The following is a 20,616-nucleotide window of genomic DNA, read 5'->3' as shown; positions in this document are numbered from 1 at the left end:
AACATTACTCAAATGCGTAGGTCATTTCTGGTGACCTGGCTTTAGGGTTGAACTCTGCTGTTGCTGGCTTATTTAACACGGCAAGTGCTTGTTTTGCCAGTGACAGTGTATCAGCAACTTGCATGTCTTCTGGTACGCGTTGTCCATCTGTGACATAACTCAATGATAACCCACTTTGAATCAATACACTCAATGCTGCACCTAAAGAAACGGATTCATCGAGTTTAGTCAAAATTGCGCCGGCTAGCGGAATTCGTTGAAAATGCGCGACGGCTTCTTCCAACACTCGACGTTGTCCAGTGGCTGACATCACCAAATAACTGCGAATCGGCAGACGGGAGTTGGCGGTAAGACTGTCGAGTTGTTCGCACAATCTCATATCTCGTTGCCCCATTCCGGCGGTATCGATCAGTACCAATTTACGATTGCGGTATTGATAGACAATTTGCTCCAACTCTTTAAGATCATTGGCTTGTTTTACTGGACACCCCATTATCTTGCCATAAGTTGCTAATTGCTCAAAGGCTCCAATGCGATAATGGTCGGTGGTAATTAACACAACTGAGTCTGGACCGTGATGCGCCACAAATCGTGCTGCAATTTTCGCCAAAGTGGTGGTTTTCCCCACACCGGTTGGCCCAACTAACGCAACAATGCCCCCTTGACGCACCACATCATCGCCCTTGTTATCGAGCAAGTTCGCTAAGGATTGCGGTAACGCTCTCACCAAGTCAGCAGGTGTGTAGTGTTCACTTAATGAAGCCAATTTGCTGGAAACTTCAGGGGAAAACTCAGCTTCCAATAACTTGCGTTCCAACATCGCGCCGACGGGATTGGCACGATTTTTTTGATCTTTCATCAACACATTTACTTGATGCGTCAATAAATTGCGGATAGACGCCAACTCTTCGCGCATAGATTCTAATTCTTGTTGCTGGCGAGCATTATGCTGTTTGTTGGCTCCTCCGCCAACTGAAATCGGTTCATGTGGTGCACGCGCTGGTGCAGGTTGCGGCTTATCTAATCCCATTGCCCAAGCTGGCGTATCAACTGCCGCAGATTGTTGGCTATTGTGTTCGTTAATCTGCTTATGTAAACGGGCGTGTTGACGCTCTAATAACGCTTGCAGCGAATCGGGCGCTGGAGCGGTGGCCGCAGCCGGGCGAGATTCCGTCTTCACATGACCAATAGATACTTTGTCATCACTGAGTTCAGGAAACACAGCACTGCTATGCGGCGCAGGAGTTGCTGCAGCTTGCGGCTCGTCATAGTCGACAGCAGCGACAATCTCGATGCCACCGGTGACTTTTTTGTTCGACATAATGACCGCATCAGCCCCCAAAGTGTCTTTTACTTGCGCCAGAGCAGTACGCATATCTTTGGCAAAAAAACGTTTAATTTTCACTGTTGCTTACTCCTACTGGCCAACTGCCGCCACAATTCGAATCTGTTTCTCATCCGGGACTTCCTGATAAGAAATCACTCGTAAATTTGGAATCGTATGTTTAACAAAACGAGACAGGGTGGCACGTAACATACCGGAGGTGAGCAAAATTGCTGGCTGCCCTACCATTTCTTGCTTTTGCGCTGCGTCAACGAGTGATCTTTGCATCCGCTCTGCAAGCCCTGGTTCGATGTTTGGTCCATCGCCCCCTGTCGCTTGCATTGACTGATGCAACATCTGTTCCAACTCTGGCGCCAAAGTTATGACAGGCACTTCAGCTTCTGGACCGGCAATTTCTTGTACGATCATCCGCTTCAAGGCGATACGCACGGCGGCGGTCAACACCTCTGGGTCGGTGCTCTTAGGTCCATATTCCAGCAAAGTTTGCACAATGGTGCGTAAATCGCGTACAGAAACGCCTTCGTTAAGCAAGTTCTGCATGACTTTAACAACTGTCGCTAAGCTCATGATATCAGGAACAAATCCATCCACCAACTTAGGCGCACGTTTTGATAGCATATCCAGCAGCTGCTGCACCTCTTCGTACCCTAGCAGCTTGGCTGCGTTGTTCGTCAGCAGTTGACTTAAATGAGTGGCAATCACTGTGGATGCATCAACCACGGTATAACCTAGCGTTTGTGCATGTTCACGCATCTCAGGTGCGATCCATACGGCATCTAGGCCAAAGGCGGGGTCTTTAGTTTCAACCCCATCCAGCTTACCAAACACCTGTCCTGGGTTAATCGCTAACTCACAATCATGACGGATTTCAGCCTCACCGGAGGATACGCCCATCAACGAGATGCGATAAGCCGATGGCGCCAGATCGAGGTTGTCGCGAATATGAACGGCGGGCACCAAAAAGCCCAATTCTTGCGATAATTTCTTACGAACACCTTTGATACGGCTCAGCAGCTCGCCACCTTGCCCCTTGTCAACCAAGGGGATCAGGCGATAACCCACTTCAAGCCCAACAGTATCCACCGGCCGCACATCATCCCAGCTCAGCTCTCGAGGCTCATTACTTGCTTTCTCAGTTGGGCCATTCTTGGCCAGCTCTAGTGCGGTTGTCTTGTTCTGCTCGTTACGGCGGTTGATATAGTAGGCAACGCCGGCTGCTGCTAGCGCAAACCCTAAAAATACAAGATGTGGCATGCCGGGCACGATGCCCATAACGAATAATACCGCTGCCGCAATCATCAGTGCTTTCGGGTTGTCAAACATCTGTTGCACAACCTGCTCGCCCATGTCACCACTTTCGTTTTGACGTGTCACCATCAATGCCGCGGCGATAGAAAGTAATAAACCTGGGATTTGCGCCACCAAACCGTCACCGATAGTCAGTAGTGTGTAGATTTCAACTGCTTGAGAGAAATCTAACCCATGCTGCACCATACCGATCATGAAGCCACCGAGGATGTTGATGACCAAAATCAAGATCCCCGCAATGGCGTCACCTTTCACAAATTTTGACGCACCGTCCATTGAGCCGTAAAAGTCAGCTTCTGCGGTCACTTCTTGGCGGCGCAACCGTGCTTGCTCTTGGTTAATAATGCCTGCGTTCAGGTCAGCATCAATTGCCATCTGTTTGCCTGGCATCGCGTCCAAGGTAAAGCGGGCGCTAACTTCAGAGATACGGCCCGCACCTTTGGTTACCACGGCAAAGTTAATGATGATCAAAATCATGAACACCACTAGACCAACCGCATAATTACCACCAATCACTACCGAGCCAAACGCTTCAATCACCTTACCAGCAGCGCCCGCACCGTTATGGCCTTCCAGCAACACGACACGGGTAGAGGCGACGTTCAACGCCAAACGTAACAAGGTGGCGACCAAAAGCACGGTGGGGAACGCGGCAAAATCCAGCGGACGATTAGTGTAAACCGCGACTAGCAGCACGACTAACGCTAAGGCGATATTGAATGAAAACAGGATATCCAGCAGGAAAGCTGGCATAGGCAGCACAATCATTGCCAGCGTAGCTAGCACTAATAACGGCGTACCGATCCCTTTCACTTTAGTAGGTCGGAACTGGCGCCACTGCCCGAGAGTTGCTTTTACATCCATTAACGTCAGCCTGAGAATTGACACTTTAACGGCTTAAAGCAATCTTCAGGCCAATAGTGGAAACAACCGAATTATCTAACTAATAACCGCCGGTGAGTCTATCCACATCTTACGAGCAATACAGACAAAGCCGATACGCTTTTATGCCAAACCAAACCCGTTAAAACATGGCATGGGACGAGGTTAGTATTTTCTGTACTCGTCAGGAATGGGTTGATTCAGTGGAATGGGGGTAGGTTTGCGGCCACGCCCTTTTTGATACTGGCGTAGCTGGAATACGTAGGCCAGCACTTGCGCTACCGCGGTAAACAAGCCATCAGGGATCTGCTGCTCTAGCTTAGTGGTATGGTAAATCGCCCTCGCCAACAAAGGGGCTGACACAATCGCAATATTGTACTCGCGGGCAATTTCACGGATCTTAAACGCGATGTCATCAGTGCCCTTCGCCACCACATAGGGTGCAGCCGCCTTTTTGGCGTCATACTTCACCGCCACGGCAAAATGCTCAGGGTTAACTACGATCACGTCGGCTTTGGGTACTTCGGCCATCATGCGTCGCTGCGCTATTTCACGTTGCAACTGACGAATACGACCTTTCACTTCAGGCTTACCTTCCGTGTCTTTATATTCGTCTTTAACTTCTTGTTTAGTCATCCGTAACTGTTTGTTGTGGTTCCATATTTGATATGGCACATCGATAATCACAATGATAATAGTCGAGCAACACAACAGCATGAATATCCACCATAGAATATTCATCGCATGCATCAGATTCCCAGGAAGATGGTCTTGCGACAGGTTGAGGATATCTGGAAAGTAGAATGACAGTAAAAAGTAGGCGGATAGTGCAACCACTGAAAACTTGGCAATGCCTTTGGTCAATTCTACCAGCGCCTGCAAACCAAACATCCGCTTAAAGCCTGAAAGCGGATTCATCTTACTGCCTTTAGGCATCATCGCCTGAGAACTAAAACTGATCCCGCCCACCACGATATTACCGATGAATGAGACTAAGGCTAAAAACGCGACAAACCCGAGACTCGGAATGCCAATTTCGGAAACCACAACGCCCCAGACGGTGAACAGGCTATTGGTATCAAAGATTTGGTCACGTTGAATAGAAAACAGTTGCGTCATGATCGCTGACAAGCCGCTAGCCAAACTCGGGCCAACAGCAATTAACCCTAATGCGGCTGCAAGCAACACGGCGGAGGTACCCAAGTCTCTTGAACGAGGCACCTGACCTTTCTCACGTGCCTCCTGAAGCCTTCGGGAGGTGGCTTCTTCGCTCTTCTCCTGTCCGTCTTCATTTTCCGCCATTATGGCACCCCATCAAGATTACATTGCAGGCCCGCAATATCGCAGATCAGCACTTGCGCACTCTGCCATACCTCATCGAAATGACTCATAATTTGATCTAACGTGAGCCAAAGGATGATCAAGCCGCCAATCATGGTCACCGGAAAGCCAATGGCAAAAATGTTCAATTGCGGTGCGGCTCGGGTCATTACCCCAAAAGAGAGGTTAACCACCAGCAGCGCGATAATCGAAGACAGCGACATGGTTAATGCTGCACCAAACATATAACTGCCCCACTCTGCTAGCGCTCGCATACTGCCAAGCTCAATACCTGAAGTTGATACGGGAATACTATCAAAACTGGCAATCAACATACGTAACATGACTAAGTGCCCGTTAACACTTAGAAAAATCAATGTTGTTAGCACCAAAAAGAAGTTACCGACGACCGGTGTTTGCTGACCTGATGACGGGTCCACCATAGAGGCAAACCCTAAACTGGTTTGCATGCCGATAACTTGGCCGGTCAGCACAAATATCTGCATCAACATCAGCGATACAAACCCTATCGCCACACCAATCAACACTTGCTGCAAGCTGATGATGGCAGATTTTATCGACAGTAAATCTTCTTGCGGCATCGGTGGTAACATCGGCGCGACGGCAACAGTGATTGCCACCGCCATCAACAACCGCACTCGCATTGGCGTCGTGGACGCGCCAAAAATGGCCATCACCATCAACATGCTAGAGATACGGAACATTGGCCATGCGTATGCGGCGATGGTCTGTTGCAACGTAGCAAACAGAAACTCCATGCTAACCCACCACTTGCGGGATCCGGTGGACCATCTCCATAAAGAAGTCCATCAGCATCTGTACTAACCAGTGACCAAGAAACATCAGCGCTAACAGAGTTGTCAGCAGACGAGGAAGAAAACTGAGCGTTTGTTCGTTAATTGAGGTTGCCGCTTGAAACACCGCCACCACCAAACCAACGATCAGGCTCGGCACCACCGCGGCAGACACTATCACCACAATGATCGATAACGCTTCACGCAATACATCGACAAAGGTTTCTGGTGACATAATGTTCTCCTAGTTGCCAAAGCTATTGGCAAGTGTGCCCATCACTAAGGTCCAGCCGTCAACCAGAACAAACAGCATGATTTTAAACGGTAACGATACAATCATTGGCGACAGCATCATCATCCCCATCGCCATCAAAATACTGGCCACCACGAGGTCTATCACCAAGAACGGGATAAACAGCATAAAGCCAATCTGGAACGCGGTTTTAAGTTCACTGGTGATAAACGATGGGATCACCACCGTCATTGGCGTGTCTTCGGCTTTTTGGATGTCGGTATAGCCCGCAATCTCGATAAATGAATTGAGGTCAGTGTTGCGAGTCTGCGACAACATAAAGGCTTTTAACGGCTGCTGGCCAGTTTCGTACGCTTGTTGCAGCGTCATGGTCTCGTTCATGTATGGCTGCACCGCATTATCGTAAATGTTTTCAAAAACTGGGTGCATGATAAAAAAGGTCATGAACAAACTGATGCCAATCAATACTTGGTTCGAAGGCGTTTGTTGTAAGCCAATGGCTTGGCGCAAAATCGCTAACACGACAATAATGCGAGTGAATGACGTCAGCATAATGACCATTGCAGGCAAGAAGCTCAGCGCGGTCATCAGCAGTAAAATCTGCATGGTTACCGAATATTCGGTTTCACCATTGGGGCCAGAAGTTACCGTTACTGCCGGAAACAACGCATCCTGCGCTGCTACCGAGCCCGAAAACATCAATAAACAGAGTATTGCCAGTGGCAGCCACTTCATTCCTGGTTGGCCCTCGCCTGTTTGAGTCGTTGAGAGAAAGAGTGAGTTTCGATAACTACTGGTGTATCCAGTTTATCGATCAATGAGACTTGTTGCGCCGTAACCCCGAGCAAATATTGCTGTTCGCCCACCGCAACCAACACCAAGCGCTCTTTCGGCCCCATCGCCGTTTGCGCTTGTACTTTAATAGCACTGCTACTGTTGCTGGTTAAGTTGAGCTTTTTGAGGCCATAAGCTAACGCAATAATGATCATCAATACCACCAGCAAGCCGCCGAACATGCCAGCAATGGCACTAAAATCGACGCCATTACGTGCTGGGGTGGAGGTGGTTGCTGCCGCAGCGGCAGCACTTAAAATCGTTGAAGTTAACATCAGTTATTTAAGCTTTTTAATACGTTCGGTTTGGCTGATCACGTCAGTCAAACGGATACCAAACTTGTCGTTAACGACCACCACTTCACCGTGAGCAATCAGCGTACCGTTTACCATCACATCCAGTGGTTCACCGGCAACGCGATCAAGTTCCACCACTGAACCTTGGTTAAGTTGAAGCAAGTTACGGATACTAATAAAGCTACGGCCGACTTCCATAGAGATAGTCACCGGAATATCTAAAATGGTATCCAGCTTGGCTGATTCGTCATCAGTAAGCGTATGAACGCCATTGTCTTTGAGCTCTTCGAGTTCGACCGCTTTAGCCTCTTCATCAGCTTGTTCAGCCATCGCTGCTGCCCAATCATCCATATCATCATTACTCATGCTACTAAAACCTTATATTTCAGTGATCTCTTTGGACTTGTTCTTACGCATAACTAATTGTAGTTCGCTCTTCACTGTTTCTGGGCGCGGGATTTTCTCTGCAATTTGCAGTGCCAAATTTTCTTTTACTCGGCCCAATTTACAACGGTATGACGGTAAATCTTCAATCTTCATCACGAGATGTTCCGGCATTTCGACGGGGATAATATCGCCAGCTTGCATCTCCATCACATCACGTAAAGTCAGTTCCTTTTCAAGCAAGCGTGCATCGACACTTACCTTAACATCCATAATCTCGTCTCGCAGTGCTTGTGACCACCGCATATCGGTGTCTTGTTTGTCACTCTGCACCCCGGCGTCTAACAGCTCGCGGATGGGCTCAATCATTGAGTAAGGCATCGTAATGTGGAAATCACCACCGCCACCATCCACTTCAATGTGGAACGAGTTAACCACTACCACTTCGGTTGGACTAACGATGTTAGCCATCGCAGGGTTAACTTCTGAGTCGAGATAGTCAAACTCAACGTCCATCACTGGCGCCCACGCATCTTTATAATCTTCAAAGATAATTTTCAGCAACAACTGGATAATGCGACGTTCAGTTGGCGTAAATTCGCGCCCTTCAATTTTGGCATGAAAACGGCCATCACCACCAAAGAAATTATCCACCAGTATGAAAACGAGGCGAGCCTCCATGGTGATTAAGGCGGTGCCTTTGAGCGGGCTAAAGCGCACCATATTCAAGCTGGTTGGAACAAACAACGTATGTACGTACTCACCAAACTTTAGCATCTGTACCCCATTGATGGAGACTTCTGCAGTACGGCGCATCATATTGAACATGCTAATACGTAAGTGACGGGCAAATCGCTCATTAACGATTTCCAACGTCGGCATACGACCACGGACAATACGATCTTGTGAGGAAAAGTCATAGGAGGTAGCACTATCGCTACCGCTATCAACCTCGTCCTCATCGACGTCATCTACACCATGGAGCAGCGCATCAATTTCGTCTTGGCTTAATATATCGCTCACGTTTTCTGCCTTAGCTTAATCAATTAGCATCACTGCATTACAAAACCAGTAAACAACACTTTTTCGACAATCTTTTTGCCAGTAATTGGTTGTAGCGTATTTTGCACATTGAGCAGAGCGGTCTGGCGCAGTTCATCTTTGCCCGCTTGCGTACTCAGTTTTTCTTCACTGGCGGCACTAAAGGTGGTGAGCAAGGCGTCTTCCACCAACGGAATATGTTTTTTCAGCGAAGTATCATTCGCCTCTCCACGCACCATCAGTTGCACTTTTATCTCAACAAGACGGGAACGGGTGGTGCCAGCCACATTAAAAAGAAATGGTCGCGGCATGGCGATATAAAATGCTTCACTAGCAGACGTTACCGCGGCGTTATCGGCGCCAGCACTCGCAGCATCTTCCGTTGCAGCTGGCGTATCCTCACCCCCCATCAGGAAATAAGCCGCTGCGCCCCCGCCTAACAGCAACACCACAACGGCGATAATAATAAACAGCATCTTTTTACTTTTACCGCTTTTTTCGGCCAGTTGTAGCTCTGGTTGTTCAGCCATCGACTTATCCTTTATTCGCCAATATGGGTTCGCTTACGCCATAGGTTACCTACTCAAGCGTAATAATCTATACCCGAAGCATAACTATCTGAGCGATTTAGCGGTTGCTGCGTCATTTCGGTTGAAGTTTCAGCAGAATTGTCATCGCCACTAGCGTAACCCGTACCATTTTCTGCTTGTTCCTCGCCTTGTGCTTGTTGACCAGAACCACCGCCGTAAGAAACTTGGCTGTCGGTAAGGTTCATGCCCTGCTGCTGCATCAAATCTCTTAATCTTGGCATCGCCTGTTCAATCAGATCTTTTGCTTGGGTTTGCGTTACATGGAACTGCACTTGGGTATGATCACCACGCACTTGGAGTTTAACGGTCATCGAGCCCAACTCAGGGGGGTCGAGACGTATCTCGGCATGCTGAATACCGTCTTTCACCATAGTCAGCAGTTGTTGTCGCATCACTGGCGCAAAACGCTGCACCATATCTTGCTGCTGTACCTGTTGTTCATTAGCGAGTCGCAACGACAACTGCACATGGCTAGTAGAAGTCTGCGTGGTCGTGCTGTGCTGTTGGCTGAGCATGGCGCTGATATCTTTTAGTCCAGCGCCAGCATTGTCACCGACAGCCATGTCCCGCGCATTTGCCACGGATTTATCGTGATTCATCGCACCAGCGCTAACTTTATCAGCCGCATCAGCCAAGGTTTTAGATGCTGCAATGGCATTATCATCGGCATTGTCGAGTGCAGCACTTTGACCACTGAGTTTATCTGTAGCCGTTTGTTGGCTGTCAGCATTAGCGCTACCTGCCGCATTTTTACTGTCAATATTGGCGAGATTTAGCGGTGGTTCGCTGGCTGAATCAGCTTTTTTGGTTTGCTGCGGCAACTGCCCCAATAGGGCGGCGAGTAACTGCATGGCAGCCGACTGATCGCCATCAGAAGCGCTAGCATCAGTGGCCGTTGCTAATGCATCACGCAACTCATCATCACTAACCGCATCACCATCAGCTAAGCGCTTTAAGACATCTTGTAAGCTGGCCACACTGTCTTCATTCACGTCAGCATCATCGCTATCGACGTTATTTAGCAGCGCTTGCAGCATATCCGCAATACTTTGCTCACTGGTTTTTACATCACCCGGCTGTTCACTACCTTCGCCTTTTAACTTATCGAGTAACTGCGCTAATAACTGCTGAACCTGCTGTTTTTCATCATCTGACAAGCTGGATAACTGCTGCGCTATCGCATCGCTATCTTCGGCGGCATCAGACGGCAAGTTTTTGCCAGCGGCTATCTGCGCTAACGTAGAGTCAACCGTATCGCTATGTTCAGCGGGCTGCTCCGGTGTTGATTGCGTGTTTGTGACATGCTGAGCTTCAGCGCGGTGATAGGCTTGCTTTGCCTGGTTCAGTTGCTGATGTGCTTGGCCATATAACTCTTGAAATGAGGAAGTTTTAGCTCCTAAATCAGCCCCTTGGCTAGGATCTAATATCGAGCCTCTGTCGGAACTAGCCCGAGTATTGGCGTTATCATGATTAAGCAGAACACTGCTGGCTAACTGCTGCATAAGATCCTCCGCGCGGGTATCTCGCGATACATAACGTCAGTACAAAGCGAATAATTGGCGTATGCCCAAGGAAAGCAATAATTAGGCCAAAAGCATAGCTAGTTGTCAGTTTAGCTTATGAAGATGAGTTTAGTCGCTGCCGATAAAATTGCTGTGCGGCAAATTCATCGGTCATCTTCTGCTCCTGTTTGGCTTGCTTGATAGCGAGCGCGGTGGCTTTTTTCTCGAGTAGCAATTCCACGGCTTTGCGCTTCTGCCGTGTTTCCATCCAATACTGCTGTCGATACTGGCGTTGTTTATCAGCATCTTGTACCACAATAGCTTGTTGTTTAATCGCATCATCCACTTGGCGAATAAACCGATGAAATTGTTGATAATAGTCAGCGCGGATCTGTTGCCCTTGGTGATTGGTCAACTGCTGCATGTAATCCAGTCGATAGCTGTTGAGTGATTGCAATTGCGATTGGCGTCGCTGACACTCTAGCTGCGCGGCTTTCAATTTAAGCGCCGCTTGCTCTTCGGCTTCTTGCGCCAATTTGAGTACGGTAAATAGCGGATCGGTTGCCATACGTTATTACCTACACTTTACACTGGGCGGCTAACTGGCCCAGCATCTGTTGGCTATCAGCAAAACTCACCGCTTCATGCATCCGTTGCCGTAAAAAGGCGTTAGTCGCTGGTTGCAATCGAATGGCGTTATCAATCCGCGGATCGCTGCCCTGTGAATAGGCACCGATAGAGATAAGATCACGATTTTGTTGGTAAATGGAATACATCTGTTTCACTCGTCGCATGGCTTCTAAGTGCTCGGCAGAGATCACCATAGGTGCAACACGGCTGATAGACGCTTCGATGTCAATGGCCGGATAATGCCCCGAGTCTGCCAAGGTACGAGATAGCACAATATGTCCGTCCAAAATCGCCCGCGAGGCGTCTGCGATCGGGTCTTGTTGGTCATCGCCTTCGGTCAATACGGTATAAAATGCCGTAATCGACCCTTGGCCTTCGCCCCCATTACCGGCTCGCTCAACCAAACGAGGCAAACGGGCAAATACTGATGGCGGATAGCCCTTAGTCGCCGGCGGCTCACCAACAGCCAGTGCAATTTCACGCTGTGCTTGGGCATAACGGGTCAGGCTGTCCATTAACAGCAGTACGTTTAACCCTTGGTCGCGAAAATACTCGGCTATACGCGTGGAGGTTTCACAGGCGCGCAAACGCATCAACGGTGAAGTATCGGCAGGCGCAGCAATCACAACTGAGCGTTTACGGCCTTCTACACCGAGGATCTCTTCAATAAACTCTTTAACCTCACGGCCACGTTCGCCCACTAAGCCGACCACAATCACATCGGCGGTAGTACCACGCGTCATCATCCCCAACAGCACGCTTTTACCTACACCTGAGCCGGCAAAAAGCCCCATGCGTTGACCTTTGCCGACGGTAAGCATGGCGTTAATCGCTCGCACGCCGACATCGAGATGTTCTGAGATAGCGCGCCGCGCCAGCGGATTGATCGGTTGTGCATGGGTCGTGGTGCGCTGTTCAGTATGCAGAGGGCCAAGGCCATCAAGCGGCAAACCATTGCCATCAAGCACTCGTCCTAGCAGCTCCATGCCAACACTGAGCCCAGCTTGGTTACCTTTCGGGGTCACTTTCGCCCCCGGCACCACGCCGCGTAACTCTTCAACCGGCATCAGATACAGCAAATCGTTACTAAAACCGACCACTTCGGCATCTAAACTGCCTTCTGTGGTTTCAATTTCGCATAAGCTGCCGACTGGCGCACGACAACCGCTCGCTTCGAGTGTTAACCCCACCACGCGAACAAGTTGCCCGCTGGAGACTGGACGATAAGGCGGAACACGCTGTGCTAGCGTATTAAGATTATTCAGCAGTGCTGTTTGCCGGTGTTGCATCATCGTTATCCTCCGGCGCACTATCTTCAACCGCAGCGTTGGGTTGAGGCGTTGGCAGTTGCTGCTCTAGTTCGTGTTGTTCAGATGTGAGCTGCTGTTGACGCTGCTCAACGCCAGCAAACACGGTCGCGATACGTTGCTCTAATTGCATATCCACTTGAGAACGTTCACAGCTAACAATACAGCTGCCTCGGCTCAGCCCTGGATCCTTTTCCAACAGCCATTGATTCTTGGCTAACTGATCTTCGCCGTAAAGCTCGCTCACCAAAGTCACGTCTTCAGGATGTAAGCGTACACTCACACGTTGCTCACGCATAGGTAAGGCGTCGATACCCGCGCGCAAGGCCGACAGAATAATATCAGCATGAGTATTCAGCTCATGGTGCAGGGTTTGCTTGGCTAGCGTTTGCACTAGCGCTAATAGACTTTGTTCAACTTGGTTATCCAACAACGCCAGTGGTAGGTGAAACTGCGCCAATAATTCGTCGAACTGCTGCAGCTTTTGTTCGGCCGCGGCTAAACCTTCAGCTAAACCTTGCTCCTTACCTTGCTCAAAACCTTCGGCATGCCCCTCTTGCAGCCCTTGCAAGCGACCTTCCTCTATGCCTTTCTGCAAGCCTTCTGCATGACCTTGGGCGATCCCCTCTTGTTCTGCTTCAGCACGGATCTGTTCGATTTCGGCTAAGGTGGGGGGCAGGATTTTCTTTGGCGGTTCAACAGGCTGATGTTGCACTGATTTACGGCCAAAAACGTTAGTTTCAGGCGCAATCAGAGAAGCCCCTACATCGGGAAGATCCCAAGGGCTAACTTCATTTTGCGATTCATCATCGCGCTCGTGCGCCTGCTCATGTTCAGCCATTATTGGTCATTCCTATAGGAACTCGTCACCGCCGCCACCGCCGCTGAGCATGATTTCACCCGCTTCGGATAAACGTCTTGCAATAGAGAGGATCTCTTTCTGCGCCACTTCCACTTCGCTGACACGAATCGGCCCCATTGCTTCCAAGTCATCTCGTAACAGCTCGGCCGCACGTTTTGACATATTGCCAAGAATCTTCTCTTTCAAATTGTCATCGGCACCTTTCAGCGCTTTTTGCAGTACATCTTGTTGTACTTCACGCAGCAACACTTGAATACCGCGATCGTCGACATCGATAAGGTTTTCGAACACAAACATCAAGTCTTGGATCTGTTGCGCCATCTCTTCGTCGGATTCGCGCATAGTTTCCATCAACTGACTTTCGATACCGGTATCGAGGTAGTTCATAATGTTTGCTGCCGCCTTCAAGCCGCCCATTTTGGCCGCTTGCGCACCACCTTGACCAGCAAACTGTTTCTCCATGATGTCGTTCAGTTCTTGCAGCGCTGCGGGTTGCACCTCTTCAAGATTGGCGATACGCATCATCAAGTCAACACGTGTGTTTTCAGGGAATTGCGAGAAAATTTCGGCCGCTTGGTCTGGCTCAAGATAGGATAATACAATCGTTTGGATCTGCGGGTGTTCGTTTTGAATAATACTCGCCACCTGCCGCGCGTCCATCCATTTCAGCGAATCCAAACCCTTGGCACCGGAGCCCATGACGATCTGCTCAATCAGGTTACCGGCTTTGTCTTCACCTAATGCGGCAGTCAGTGCCTTTTTGATAAACTCATGGCTGTTAAAGCCGATGGATGAATACTTCTGAATATTATCCAAAAAGAGCTTATGCACTGCCTGCACGCGTTCTTGACCGAACTCGTCCATACTGGCCATCATCATGCCCACTTTCTGCACTTGCTTCGGCTCAAGATGCTTAAGAATTGACGCAGCATCAGCTTCGCTGAGACTCAGCAACAAGATGGCGGTTTTCTCAATGCCACTCAACGAGTCGACATTAAAACCGCTTTTTTCATTTGTCTCATTTGCCATCTTCTTGTAACCAGTTTTTCACTACTTGGACAGAAAGCTCAGGCTCATTAGCCACCAGAGCGCGAATTGCTTTAATCATGTCATCATCTTTATGCAGATCGGGGATCAAGATTGAACCATCTTCAGCATAAGAATATTCGGCATCCTGTTTACCCAACATGCCCAAGGTATCGGCGGCAAATTGGTCTTCAATATCGGCCAGTTCATGTCCTAAGCCTGGCTCATCAGGCATATCTTTATCGTCAGCCAAAATCAGTTTCTTCATGATTGGGCGCACGATAAACAGGAACAATACCAGTATCAAGATAGCACCGATAGCCAATTTCGCGGCACGCCAGAACCATGGTTGTTCCCACATCGGAATTTCTGGCGCATCATCGACTAGGTGATCCATGAATGGCACCGTCACTACTTCGATAACGTCACCACGCTGGGTGCTGAAACCGATAGCGCCTTCCAGCAGACGGCGGATATTCGCCATCTCTTCTGCGGTACGCGGCACCCGCGACACTTGGCCAGCTTCGCTAGCTTCACCTGATTTATAGTCCACGGCGACCGAGATACTTATGCGCCGCACGACGCCAACTTGCTGACGGGTATGGCTGATGGTGGTATCTAACTCAAAGTTACGCGTAGCTTCATTGTGGCTGCTGCTATTGCTTTGGCTGGCATTAGCCCCTGCCGCTTCTTCAGGAATATTCGATTCCATTGGCGGCTGATTGGTTAACGCACCAGGAATACCACCGTTAGTGCCGTTGTTCGATTTGTTCTCTACCGTCATTTCACTGCGCAGCGCTGGCAAGTCGGGATTGTAGCGCTTAGCCGTTTGCTCTACTGCGGTAAAGTCCATGTTCACATCAACTTGTGAGGTGAAGTTTTCAGGACCAAGCACAGGGATCAGAATCGAGTCAATTTTATTACGGTATTCACTCTCTTTTTGCTGCACTATCTCAAGTTCACGACGTGCACGCGCAGATACCGCATTCTGGCTACCAGAGTTAAGTAAGCGACCACTTGCATCGGTCACTGTAACTTTTGTTGGGTCCATACCGTGTACAGCGGACGCCACAATATCGACAATAGCATCCACTTCGCCTTGACCTAAGCCACCGCGGCGAGTGCTCACCACCACCGTGGCACTAGGCTGCGCTTGGGTACGAGCAAACACGTTCTCTTTCGGCAACGCCAAAATCACTTTAGCGCGACTAACGCTACTTAGCTCTTCAATTGCTTTCGCCAAGTTCATCTCTTGGCTGTGCTTCAAACGCGCCTGTTCTAAGCGCTGGCTCACACCGAAGCCGGAATCTTTATTGAGGAAGTCGTCTTTATCTTCGGAGTTATCAATGCCTTCTCGGCTCAGCAGCATTTTTACTTGCTGATACTGATCTTCCGGCACTTTAATCACATCAACATCAATCTTGTATGGCACACGGTTTTTATCAAGCGCATCCAGCACTTGCACCATTTGCTCGGTGTCCATTTTGCCAATAGGGCGGTACTCAGGCTCTTGGGCCCAAATCACAATAAACACAGCCACAGCTAACAGAATCGCTAGCGCGAGGATCATAGTGACCTGCTTCAGCGTGTCAGCATTACCAAACGACGCCATCACGCCGGATTTATTCTCCTGCTGGACGCCTTCGTCGGTGACTGCAGCATCATTAGGATCTGCAACTAAATCTGTGCTCACGATAGTTACCTGCTCAGTGAATTAAGGTTGAGGCCTAGATAGGCATACTCATGATTTCTTTATAGGCTTCAACTAACTTGTTGCGCACCTGAACTGTGGCCTCAAAGGCGACCCCCGCTTTTTCGCGGGCGATAACAGTATCAGAAAGGGTGACACTGGTATCCCCCATGTCTAATCGAGTGGCTAAATCACCAGCAGTTGTCTGTAAATTGCTGACATGGCCGACCGCTTGGGCTAACAGATTAGAAAAATCCGCACCGGAGCTGTTGTTGACATTACGTACTGAAGGCGTGATTTCGCCAGCGGGGGCGAGCTCCCCTTGCAGGGACTGCATCTGTTGCAGTAATGAGTTAGCACCGATTTGCATGTTCTTCTCCTTCGTCAGCTATTTGACGGCGGTAATCAACTTAATCAGAACAATGCAATTTGGTTGCCAGTTTTTTATGTGGATGTTTTGAAAAGAAAAATGCGGTGACAACAACACAACCTGCCACCGCGGAGAGAGTCGGTACATTGTTAGGCGGGAATATCAATGCCCATATCACGCATACGCGCCATTTTATAACGCAGGGTACGAGCACTGATGCCCAGTTTTTCGGCCACCAGTTTGCGAGAGCCTTGGCATTGGTTGAGCGTTTCTAAAATAATCTGGTGTTCTTGCGCTTTTAGCTCATCACCTAGCCCTTCATTGATAGGGTCTGGCTGGCGCTCTTCAAGCGGCTGAGTCACATCATACAAGTCTAAAATAATGTCAGCAGCATCTATCTGGCTGTTACGATGCAGAATTAGCGCCCGTTGAATGACGTTATCTAACTCGCGTACGTTACCGGGCCAGCGATGGCTTAACAACTTGCGTATCGCGCTGTCGGACAACTCAGGCACGGGTTTAATATGGCTCAGCCCAGCATGTTTTGCCACTAAATGCTTGGCTAATGGAATAATATCCGCAGGGCGTTGATTCAACGCAGGCCAAGCGAGTGGAAACACGTTGATGCGGTAGTACAGATCTTCACGGAACTCGCCTTTCGCCACCGACTCTTTTAAATCGCGGTTAGAGGTTGCTAGTACCCGCACGTCAAGCTTGATGGTTTTGCGGCCGCCAAGACGTTCGACTTCCCGCTCCTGTAACACACGTAGCAGCTTGGCTTGTAAGCCGAGATCCATTTCTGAAATTTCATCCAGCAGCAATGTACCGCCTTGCGCTTGTTCGAACTTACCGGGACAGGCTTGATAAGCCCCTGTAAACGCGCCTTTTTCGTAACCAAACAACGTCGCTTCTAGCATGTTTTCGGGAATAGCGGCACAGTTGATAGCGATGAACGGCTGATCAATACGAGGACTTTTTTGATGAATATAGCGTGCCAGCACTTCTTTCCCTGAGCCACTAGGACCAAGGATCATCACAGACGCGTCTGACTGAGCCACGCGCTTGGCTAAATCAAGTAGCGCGATACTCTTGTCATCTGCCACAATCGGTTCGCCCGATACTGGCTTAGGTGCCAAATAGCGGCTCACTTGGTTCAGTAACACTTCAGGCGAAAACGGTTTGGCTAAGTAATCGACCGCGCCGAGTTTGATAGCACTCACGGCGCTATCGATGGTGGCATAAGCCGTCATCAGCAGTACTGGCAGTTCAGGGCAATTTTGCTTCATATAATCAAGCAGCCCCATGCCACCAATGCCGTCCATCTGCACATCGCTGATGACCATGTCAAAGCTGCATTTCTTCAATGCGACAATCGCTTCTTCGGCGCTCGCCACATCAACGCATTGGTAATCGGCCAAGGACAAAGTATCGATCAACGCTTCACGTAAGTCGTTATCATCTTCGACCAGTAACAATTTGGTATCACTCATAACGCTTCTCCTGCTAGCGCTGAGGCGCGGCGTTGAAGTAACGGTAAATTCAGGCTGATGGCACAACCATTACCGGGAACACAGTGAATAGATAACTCGCCGCCATGACTTTTGACGACCGACTGCACCACCGCCAAACCGAGGCCGGTACCGCGAGCTTTGGTAGTAAAGAAAGGTTCCAGCACCTTTTGCTGCAGTTCACCGTCCATGCCCTTGCCATTGTCTGCAATGGTGAGACAGATTTGGTTATCGGCTAAATCGGTGCTCATGGTAATTTGCGTAGCGCCCGCTTCTAAGCTATTGAGCACTAGGTTATTGATGGCGGATGATAGCCCGTGCAGGTTTGCCAACACCGCCGCATCATCGGTGACAACGAGCGCTAAACTGGCATTATGTTTGGCGCAGATAGGTTCACAGTTGGCGTAGACATTATTCAGTATATCACTGACGAGGACTTCTTCGCCCTGCTGCTCTTGGCGCCCTTTAGCAATCAACAACATGTCATTGACTTGACGCTCTAACTCACCCAGCCGATCCACCAGTTTTTGCTGGAAACGTCCACGCGATTCATCTTGCAAACGTGGGTTGCCAAGATTAGCGGCGTACAGTAATGCCGCCGATAATGGTGTGCGGATTTGATGTGCTAAGTTGGCCACCATCTTGCCCAGTGCACTTAGCCGTTGTAAGTGAGCTAAGTTCTGCTGCAATAAGCGGGTTTCGGTCAGGTCGGTAATGACGATAAGCTGGCCATTGTCTTGCCCTAGCGGAGTAATTTGCAATTTCACACGACGGCCATTGCGAAGAGAGACCTCATGACCATCGTCTTTTTGCGGTGCGAAAGAACGGTTGATAATGGTCAACCAACGTTCGCCCACCAATGGCAGACCTAACAAAGATTCAGCGACGGGATTGGCTTCAGACACTCGGCCATCTTCATTAAGAATGACAATACCAGAAGGCATAGCTTGCAGGATATGCTCCATACGATCGGACATATTCGCTGCTTCGCTCATCTGGATCCATTGATGACCACGATGAGAGATGGTTTCGAGTTTTGCCAGTGCTTGGGTTGCCATATGCACTCCGTCAAAATAATGCTATTGACGGAGTGAATGCAGATTCTATGCCATAAAAATTTTAATAATTTTCAGTTAGATAGAAGTTTAGTCTTTGGTCATACCGTATTTACGCATTTTTTCAACTAGCGTAGTACGGCGAATACCGAGCATTTCTGCGGCGCGGGCGACCACATTGTCTTGCTGATCGAGCGCTTGGCGAATCATATCGATTTCCAGCTCGGCCAGTAAGTCTTTAAGGTTCACCCCTTCTGGTGGTAACTCGCTTGGGAAGCGAGTTTCAGGGATCTCGACCGGTTCATCATCGTTAAAGATAGATGCTAGCGCATCGCGCTCTTGTAACTCTTCACTGACTTCAACCGAGTATTCCGGCACATCAATGTAACGATATTTAATCGGCAGATCATTTACATCCACCAAACCGCCCGGATAGAGGATAGTCAAACGTTCAACGAGATTAGAAAGTTCACGAACGTTACCCGACCAAACATGCTCTTTTAACGAATCGATAGCACGCTGGGTAAAACGCACACGTCCCTTACCTTCATTAAAGACACGGCTTACCAGCTCCTGCAGCAGCAAGGGAATATCTTCTTTGCGGTCACACAGTGGCGGCATTTCGATGGGGAATACGTTTAAGCGATAGAACAGATCTTCACGGAAGTTACCTTCCTCAATCATATGTTCCAAATTGCGGTGCGTCGCGGCGACCACACGCACATTGGCAGGAAGTGGCTTATTACCGCCGACACGTTCAAATACACGCTCTTGCAATACACGTAATAACTTCACTTGCATCTGCAACGGCATGTCACCAATTTCATCTAAGAATAGCGTACCGCCCTCAGCCAGCTCAAAGCGACCTTTACGAGAGCTAATTGCTCCTGTAAATGAGCCTTTTTCATGGCCAAACAGCTCACTTTCTAACAGTTCTGGCGGAATTGCGCCGCAGTTAACCGGAATAAACGGCCCTTCGCGACGTTCCGACATGTAATGAATGTTACGTGCGACCACTTCTTTACCCGTGCCAGATGGCCCTAATACCAGTACTGTCGCATCAGACGATGCCACTTGCCCAATCAAATGACGCACGTTGGCAATGCCATCGCTACGGCCAACGAGGCTACGAAACAGTTTTGTTTGGTTTGCGCTGGTAGGAACCTGAGGACGTTTTACTTGTCCGAAGACTTGGCAGTAATGCAGTAACTCAGTGACTTGATGGTAGCTTAGCGGTAATTCAATGTTACCTAGAATGTTGGAAGCTTCTACAGCTGCTGAGCCCATACTTAACATTGGCTGCCATGGCAAACGCGAAATAAGCAGTTGTTGTTCTAATTCAGATAACGTTTCTGTTAACAGAATTAACGCGCGACAGCGTAGTTCCGGAGTTAGTTTTTCAGCGGTATCAGCGGTGATCACTTCAACCTGTTCGCCTATAAACTCTAGCACACAGCTAAGGCGATTGGCGCTTTCTGATGGGGTTCCGACAAGTATAATCCGTTGATCTATCTGCATCATTCAGTAGGCCGCTAAGCTCTAGGTTATTGTTAACTTTGACAGTGTTGCTCTTGAAAGCACCGCGATAATAACATCCA

The 20,616-nt window shown here is 49.1% G+C and carries 20 protein-coding genes; all 20 read right to left on the bottom strand.

What is annotated here, in order from left to right:
- Window positions 1-4: 4 nt before the first annotated feature.
- Window positions 5-1,405, bottom strand: coding sequence for a flagellar biosynthesis protein FlhF (flhF, locus tag ACN0TT_RS10285; protein ID WP_417762057.1), 1,401 nt, complete (start codon window positions 1,403-1,405; stop codon window positions 5-7).
- 12 nt (window positions 1,406-1,417) lie between these two features.
- A complete protein-coding gene (gene flhA / locus ACN0TT_RS10280) occupies window positions 1,418-3,517 on the bottom strand; it encodes a flagellar biosynthesis protein FlhA (RefSeq protein WP_417762056.1) in 2,100 nt (699 codons plus the stop codon).
- Between the two features lie 183 nt (window positions 3,518-3,700).
- Complete coding sequence (gene flhB / locus ACN0TT_RS10275) at window positions 3,701-4,837, bottom strand: flagellar biosynthesis protein FlhB (RefSeq protein ID WP_417762055.1); 1,137 nt, start codon at window positions 4,835-4,837, stop codon at window positions 3,701-3,703.
- Window positions 4,837-5,634 carry a flagellar biosynthetic protein FliR gene (gene fliR, locus ACN0TT_RS10270; RefSeq protein ID WP_417762054.1) on the bottom strand — a complete coding sequence of 266 codons (798 nt, stop codon included), beginning with the start codon at window positions 5,632-5,634 and terminating at the stop codon, window positions 4,837-4,839. The genes flhB and fliR overlap by 1 nt, the downstream gene beginning before the upstream one ends.
- Window position 5,635: 1 nt before the next feature.
- Complete coding sequence (gene fliQ, locus ACN0TT_RS10265) at window positions 5,636-5,905, bottom strand: flagellar biosynthesis protein FliQ (RefSeq protein WP_417762053.1); 270 nt, start codon at window positions 5,903-5,905, stop codon at window positions 5,636-5,638.
- A 9-nt stretch (window positions 5,906-5,914) separates the two neighbouring features.
- Window positions 5,915-6,622, bottom strand: a complete 708-nt coding sequence (fliP, locus tag ACN0TT_RS10260) for a flagellar type III secretion system pore protein FliP (protein WP_417762115.1) — start codon at window positions 6,620-6,622, stop codon at window positions 5,915-5,917.
- 32 nt (window positions 6,623-6,654) lie between these two features.
- Entirely contained in the window at window positions 6,655-7,032 is a 378-nt protein-coding gene (fliO, locus tag ACN0TT_RS10255) for a flagellar biosynthetic protein FliO (RefSeq protein WP_417762052.1), read from the bottom strand.
- Window positions 7,033-7,035: 3 nt separating this feature from the next.
- Window positions 7,036-7,419: a flagellar motor switch protein FliN gene (fliN, locus tag ACN0TT_RS10250; RefSeq protein WP_417762051.1), complete on the bottom strand. Its 384-nt coding sequence runs from the start codon at window positions 7,417-7,419 to the stop codon at window positions 7,036-7,038.
- 12 nt (window positions 7,420-7,431) lie between these two features.
- Window positions 7,432-8,460 carry a flagellar motor switch protein FliM gene (fliM, locus tag ACN0TT_RS10245; protein ID WP_417762050.1) on the bottom strand — a complete coding sequence of 343 codons (1,029 nt, stop codon included), beginning with the start codon at window positions 8,458-8,460 and terminating at the stop codon, window positions 7,432-7,434.
- Between the two features lie 29 nt (window positions 8,461-8,489).
- Window positions 8,490-9,008, bottom strand: coding sequence for a flagellar basal body-associated protein FliL (gene fliL, locus ACN0TT_RS10240; RefSeq protein WP_417762049.1), 519 nt, complete (start codon window positions 9,006-9,008; stop codon window positions 8,490-8,492).
- Window positions 9,009-9,061: 53 nt separating this feature from the next.
- Complete coding sequence (locus tag ACN0TT_RS10235; protein ID WP_417762048.1) at window positions 9,062-10,570, bottom strand: flagellar hook-length control protein FliK; 1,509 nt, start codon at window positions 10,568-10,570, stop codon at window positions 9,062-9,064.
- A 115-nt stretch (window positions 10,571-10,685) separates the two neighbouring features.
- Window positions 10,686-11,138, bottom strand: coding sequence for a flagellar export protein FliJ (gene fliJ / locus ACN0TT_RS10230; RefSeq protein ID WP_417762047.1), 453 nt, complete (start codon window positions 11,136-11,138; stop codon window positions 10,686-10,688).
- 10 nt (window positions 11,139-11,148) lie between these two features.
- The gene (fliI, locus tag ACN0TT_RS10225) at window positions 11,149-12,489 is read right to left on the bottom strand and encodes a flagellar protein export ATPase FliI (protein ID WP_417762114.1); all 1,341 of its coding nucleotides are present in this window, start codon (window positions 12,487-12,489) and stop codon (window positions 11,149-11,151) included.
- Complete coding sequence (fliH, locus tag ACN0TT_RS10220) at window positions 12,458-13,348, bottom strand: flagellar assembly protein FliH (protein WP_417762046.1); 891 nt, start codon at window positions 13,346-13,348, stop codon at window positions 12,458-12,460. The genes fliI and fliH overlap by 32 nt, the downstream gene beginning before the upstream one ends.
- A gap of 12 nt (window positions 13,349-13,360) precedes the next feature.
- Window positions 13,361-14,398: a flagellar motor switch protein FliG gene (gene fliG / locus ACN0TT_RS10215; RefSeq protein ID WP_417762045.1), complete on the bottom strand. Its 1,038-nt coding sequence runs from the start codon at window positions 14,396-14,398 to the stop codon at window positions 13,361-13,363.
- Complete coding sequence (gene fliF / locus ACN0TT_RS10210) at window positions 14,388-16,088, bottom strand: flagellar basal-body MS-ring/collar protein FliF (RefSeq protein WP_417762044.1); 1,701 nt, start codon at window positions 16,086-16,088, stop codon at window positions 14,388-14,390. Before fliF ends, fliG begins: the two co-directional genes overlap by 11 nt.
- A gap of 34 nt (window positions 16,089-16,122) precedes the next feature.
- A complete protein-coding gene (fliE, locus tag ACN0TT_RS10205; RefSeq protein ID WP_417762043.1) occupies window positions 16,123-16,455 on the bottom strand; it encodes a flagellar hook-basal body complex protein FliE in 333 nt (110 codons plus the stop codon).
- A 149-nt stretch (window positions 16,456-16,604) separates the two neighbouring features.
- Complete coding sequence (locus tag ACN0TT_RS10200; protein WP_417762042.1) at window positions 16,605-17,945, bottom strand: sigma-54-dependent transcriptional regulator; 1,341 nt, start codon at window positions 17,943-17,945, stop codon at window positions 16,605-16,607.
- Window positions 17,942-19,021 (bottom strand): sensor histidine kinase, encoded by a 1,080-nt coding sequence (locus ACN0TT_RS10195; RefSeq protein WP_417762041.1) that lies wholly within the window; start codon window positions 19,019-19,021, stop codon window positions 17,942-17,944. Before ACN0TT_RS10195 ends, ACN0TT_RS10200 begins: the two co-directional genes overlap by 4 nt.
- Window positions 19,022-19,108: 87 nt before the next feature.
- Window positions 19,109-20,539 carry a sigma-54 dependent transcriptional regulator gene (locus tag ACN0TT_RS10190; protein ID WP_417762040.1) on the bottom strand — a complete coding sequence of 477 codons (1,431 nt, stop codon included), beginning with the start codon at window positions 20,537-20,539 and terminating at the stop codon, window positions 19,109-19,111.
- Window positions 20,540-20,616 lie beyond the last annotated feature (77 nt).

The sequence above is a fragment of the Shewanella sp. genome (genome assembly GCF_048265805.1).
Taxonomy (GTDB): Bacteria; Pseudomonadota; Gammaproteobacteria; order Enterobacterales; family Shewanellaceae; genus Shewanella.
This window is presented reverse-complemented; position numbering and strand designations above follow the sequence as displayed.

Excerpts from the sequence above, each read along its gene's own strand:
- ACN0TT_RS10235 (WP_417762048.1), bottom strand. The coding sequence starts at position 10,570 with ATGCAGCAGTTAGCCAGCAGTGTTCTGCTTAATCATGATAACGCCAAT.
- fliR (WP_417762054.1), bottom strand. The coding sequence starts at position 5,634 with ATGGAGTTTCTGTTTGCTACGTTGCAACAGACCATCGCCGCATACGCA.
- fliL (WP_417762049.1), bottom strand. The coding sequence starts at position 9,008 with ATGGCTGAACAACCAGAGCTACAACTGGCCGAAAAAAGCGGTAAAAGT.
- flhB (WP_417762055.1), bottom strand. The coding sequence starts at position 4,837 with ATGGCGGAAAATGAAGACGGACAGGAGAAGAGCGAAGAAGCCACCTCC.
- fliG (WP_417762045.1), bottom strand. The coding sequence starts at position 14,398 with ATGGCAAATGAGACAAATGAAAAAAGCGGTTTTAATGTCGACTCGTTG.
- fliH (WP_417762046.1), bottom strand. The coding sequence starts at position 13,348 with ATGGCTGAACATGAGCAGGCGCACGAGCGCGATGATGAATCGCAAAAT.
- fliI (WP_417762114.1), bottom strand. The coding sequence starts at position 12,489 with ATGCAACACCGGCAAACAGCACTGCTGAATAATCTTAATACGCTAGCA.
- flhA (WP_417762056.1), bottom strand. The coding sequence starts at position 3,517 with ATGGATGTAAAAGCAACTCTCGGGCAGTGGCGCCAGTTCCGACCTACT.
- ACN0TT_RS10190 (WP_417762040.1), bottom strand. The coding sequence starts at position 20,539 with ATGATGCAGATAGATCAACGGATTATACTTGTCGGAACCCCATCAGAA.
- fliO (WP_417762052.1), bottom strand. The coding sequence starts at position 7,032 with ATGTTAACTTCAACGATTTTAAGTGCTGCCGCTGCGGCAGCAACCACC.
- fliE (WP_417762043.1), bottom strand. The coding sequence starts at position 16,455 with ATGCAAATCGGTGCTAACTCATTACTGCAACAGATGCAGTCCCTGCAA.
- fliP (WP_417762115.1), bottom strand. The coding sequence starts at position 6,622 with ATGTTTTCGGGCTCGGTAGCAGCGCAGGATGCGTTGTTTCCGGCAGTA.
- ACN0TT_RS10200 (WP_417762042.1), bottom strand. The coding sequence starts at position 17,945 with ATGAGTGATACCAAATTGTTACTGGTCGAAGATGATAACGACTTACGT.
- fliJ (WP_417762047.1), bottom strand. The coding sequence starts at position 11,138 with ATGGCAACCGATCCGCTATTTACCGTACTCAAATTGGCGCAAGAAGCC.
- fliN (WP_417762051.1), bottom strand. The coding sequence starts at position 7,419 with ATGAGTAATGATGATATGGATGATTGGGCAGCAGCGATGGCTGAACAA.
- fliQ (WP_417762053.1), bottom strand. The coding sequence starts at position 5,905 with ATGTCACCAGAAACCTTTGTCGATGTATTGCGTGAAGCGTTATCGATC.
- ACN0TT_RS10195 (WP_417762041.1), bottom strand. The coding sequence starts at position 19,021 with ATGGCAACCCAAGCACTGGCAAAACTCGAAACCATCTCTCATCGTGGT.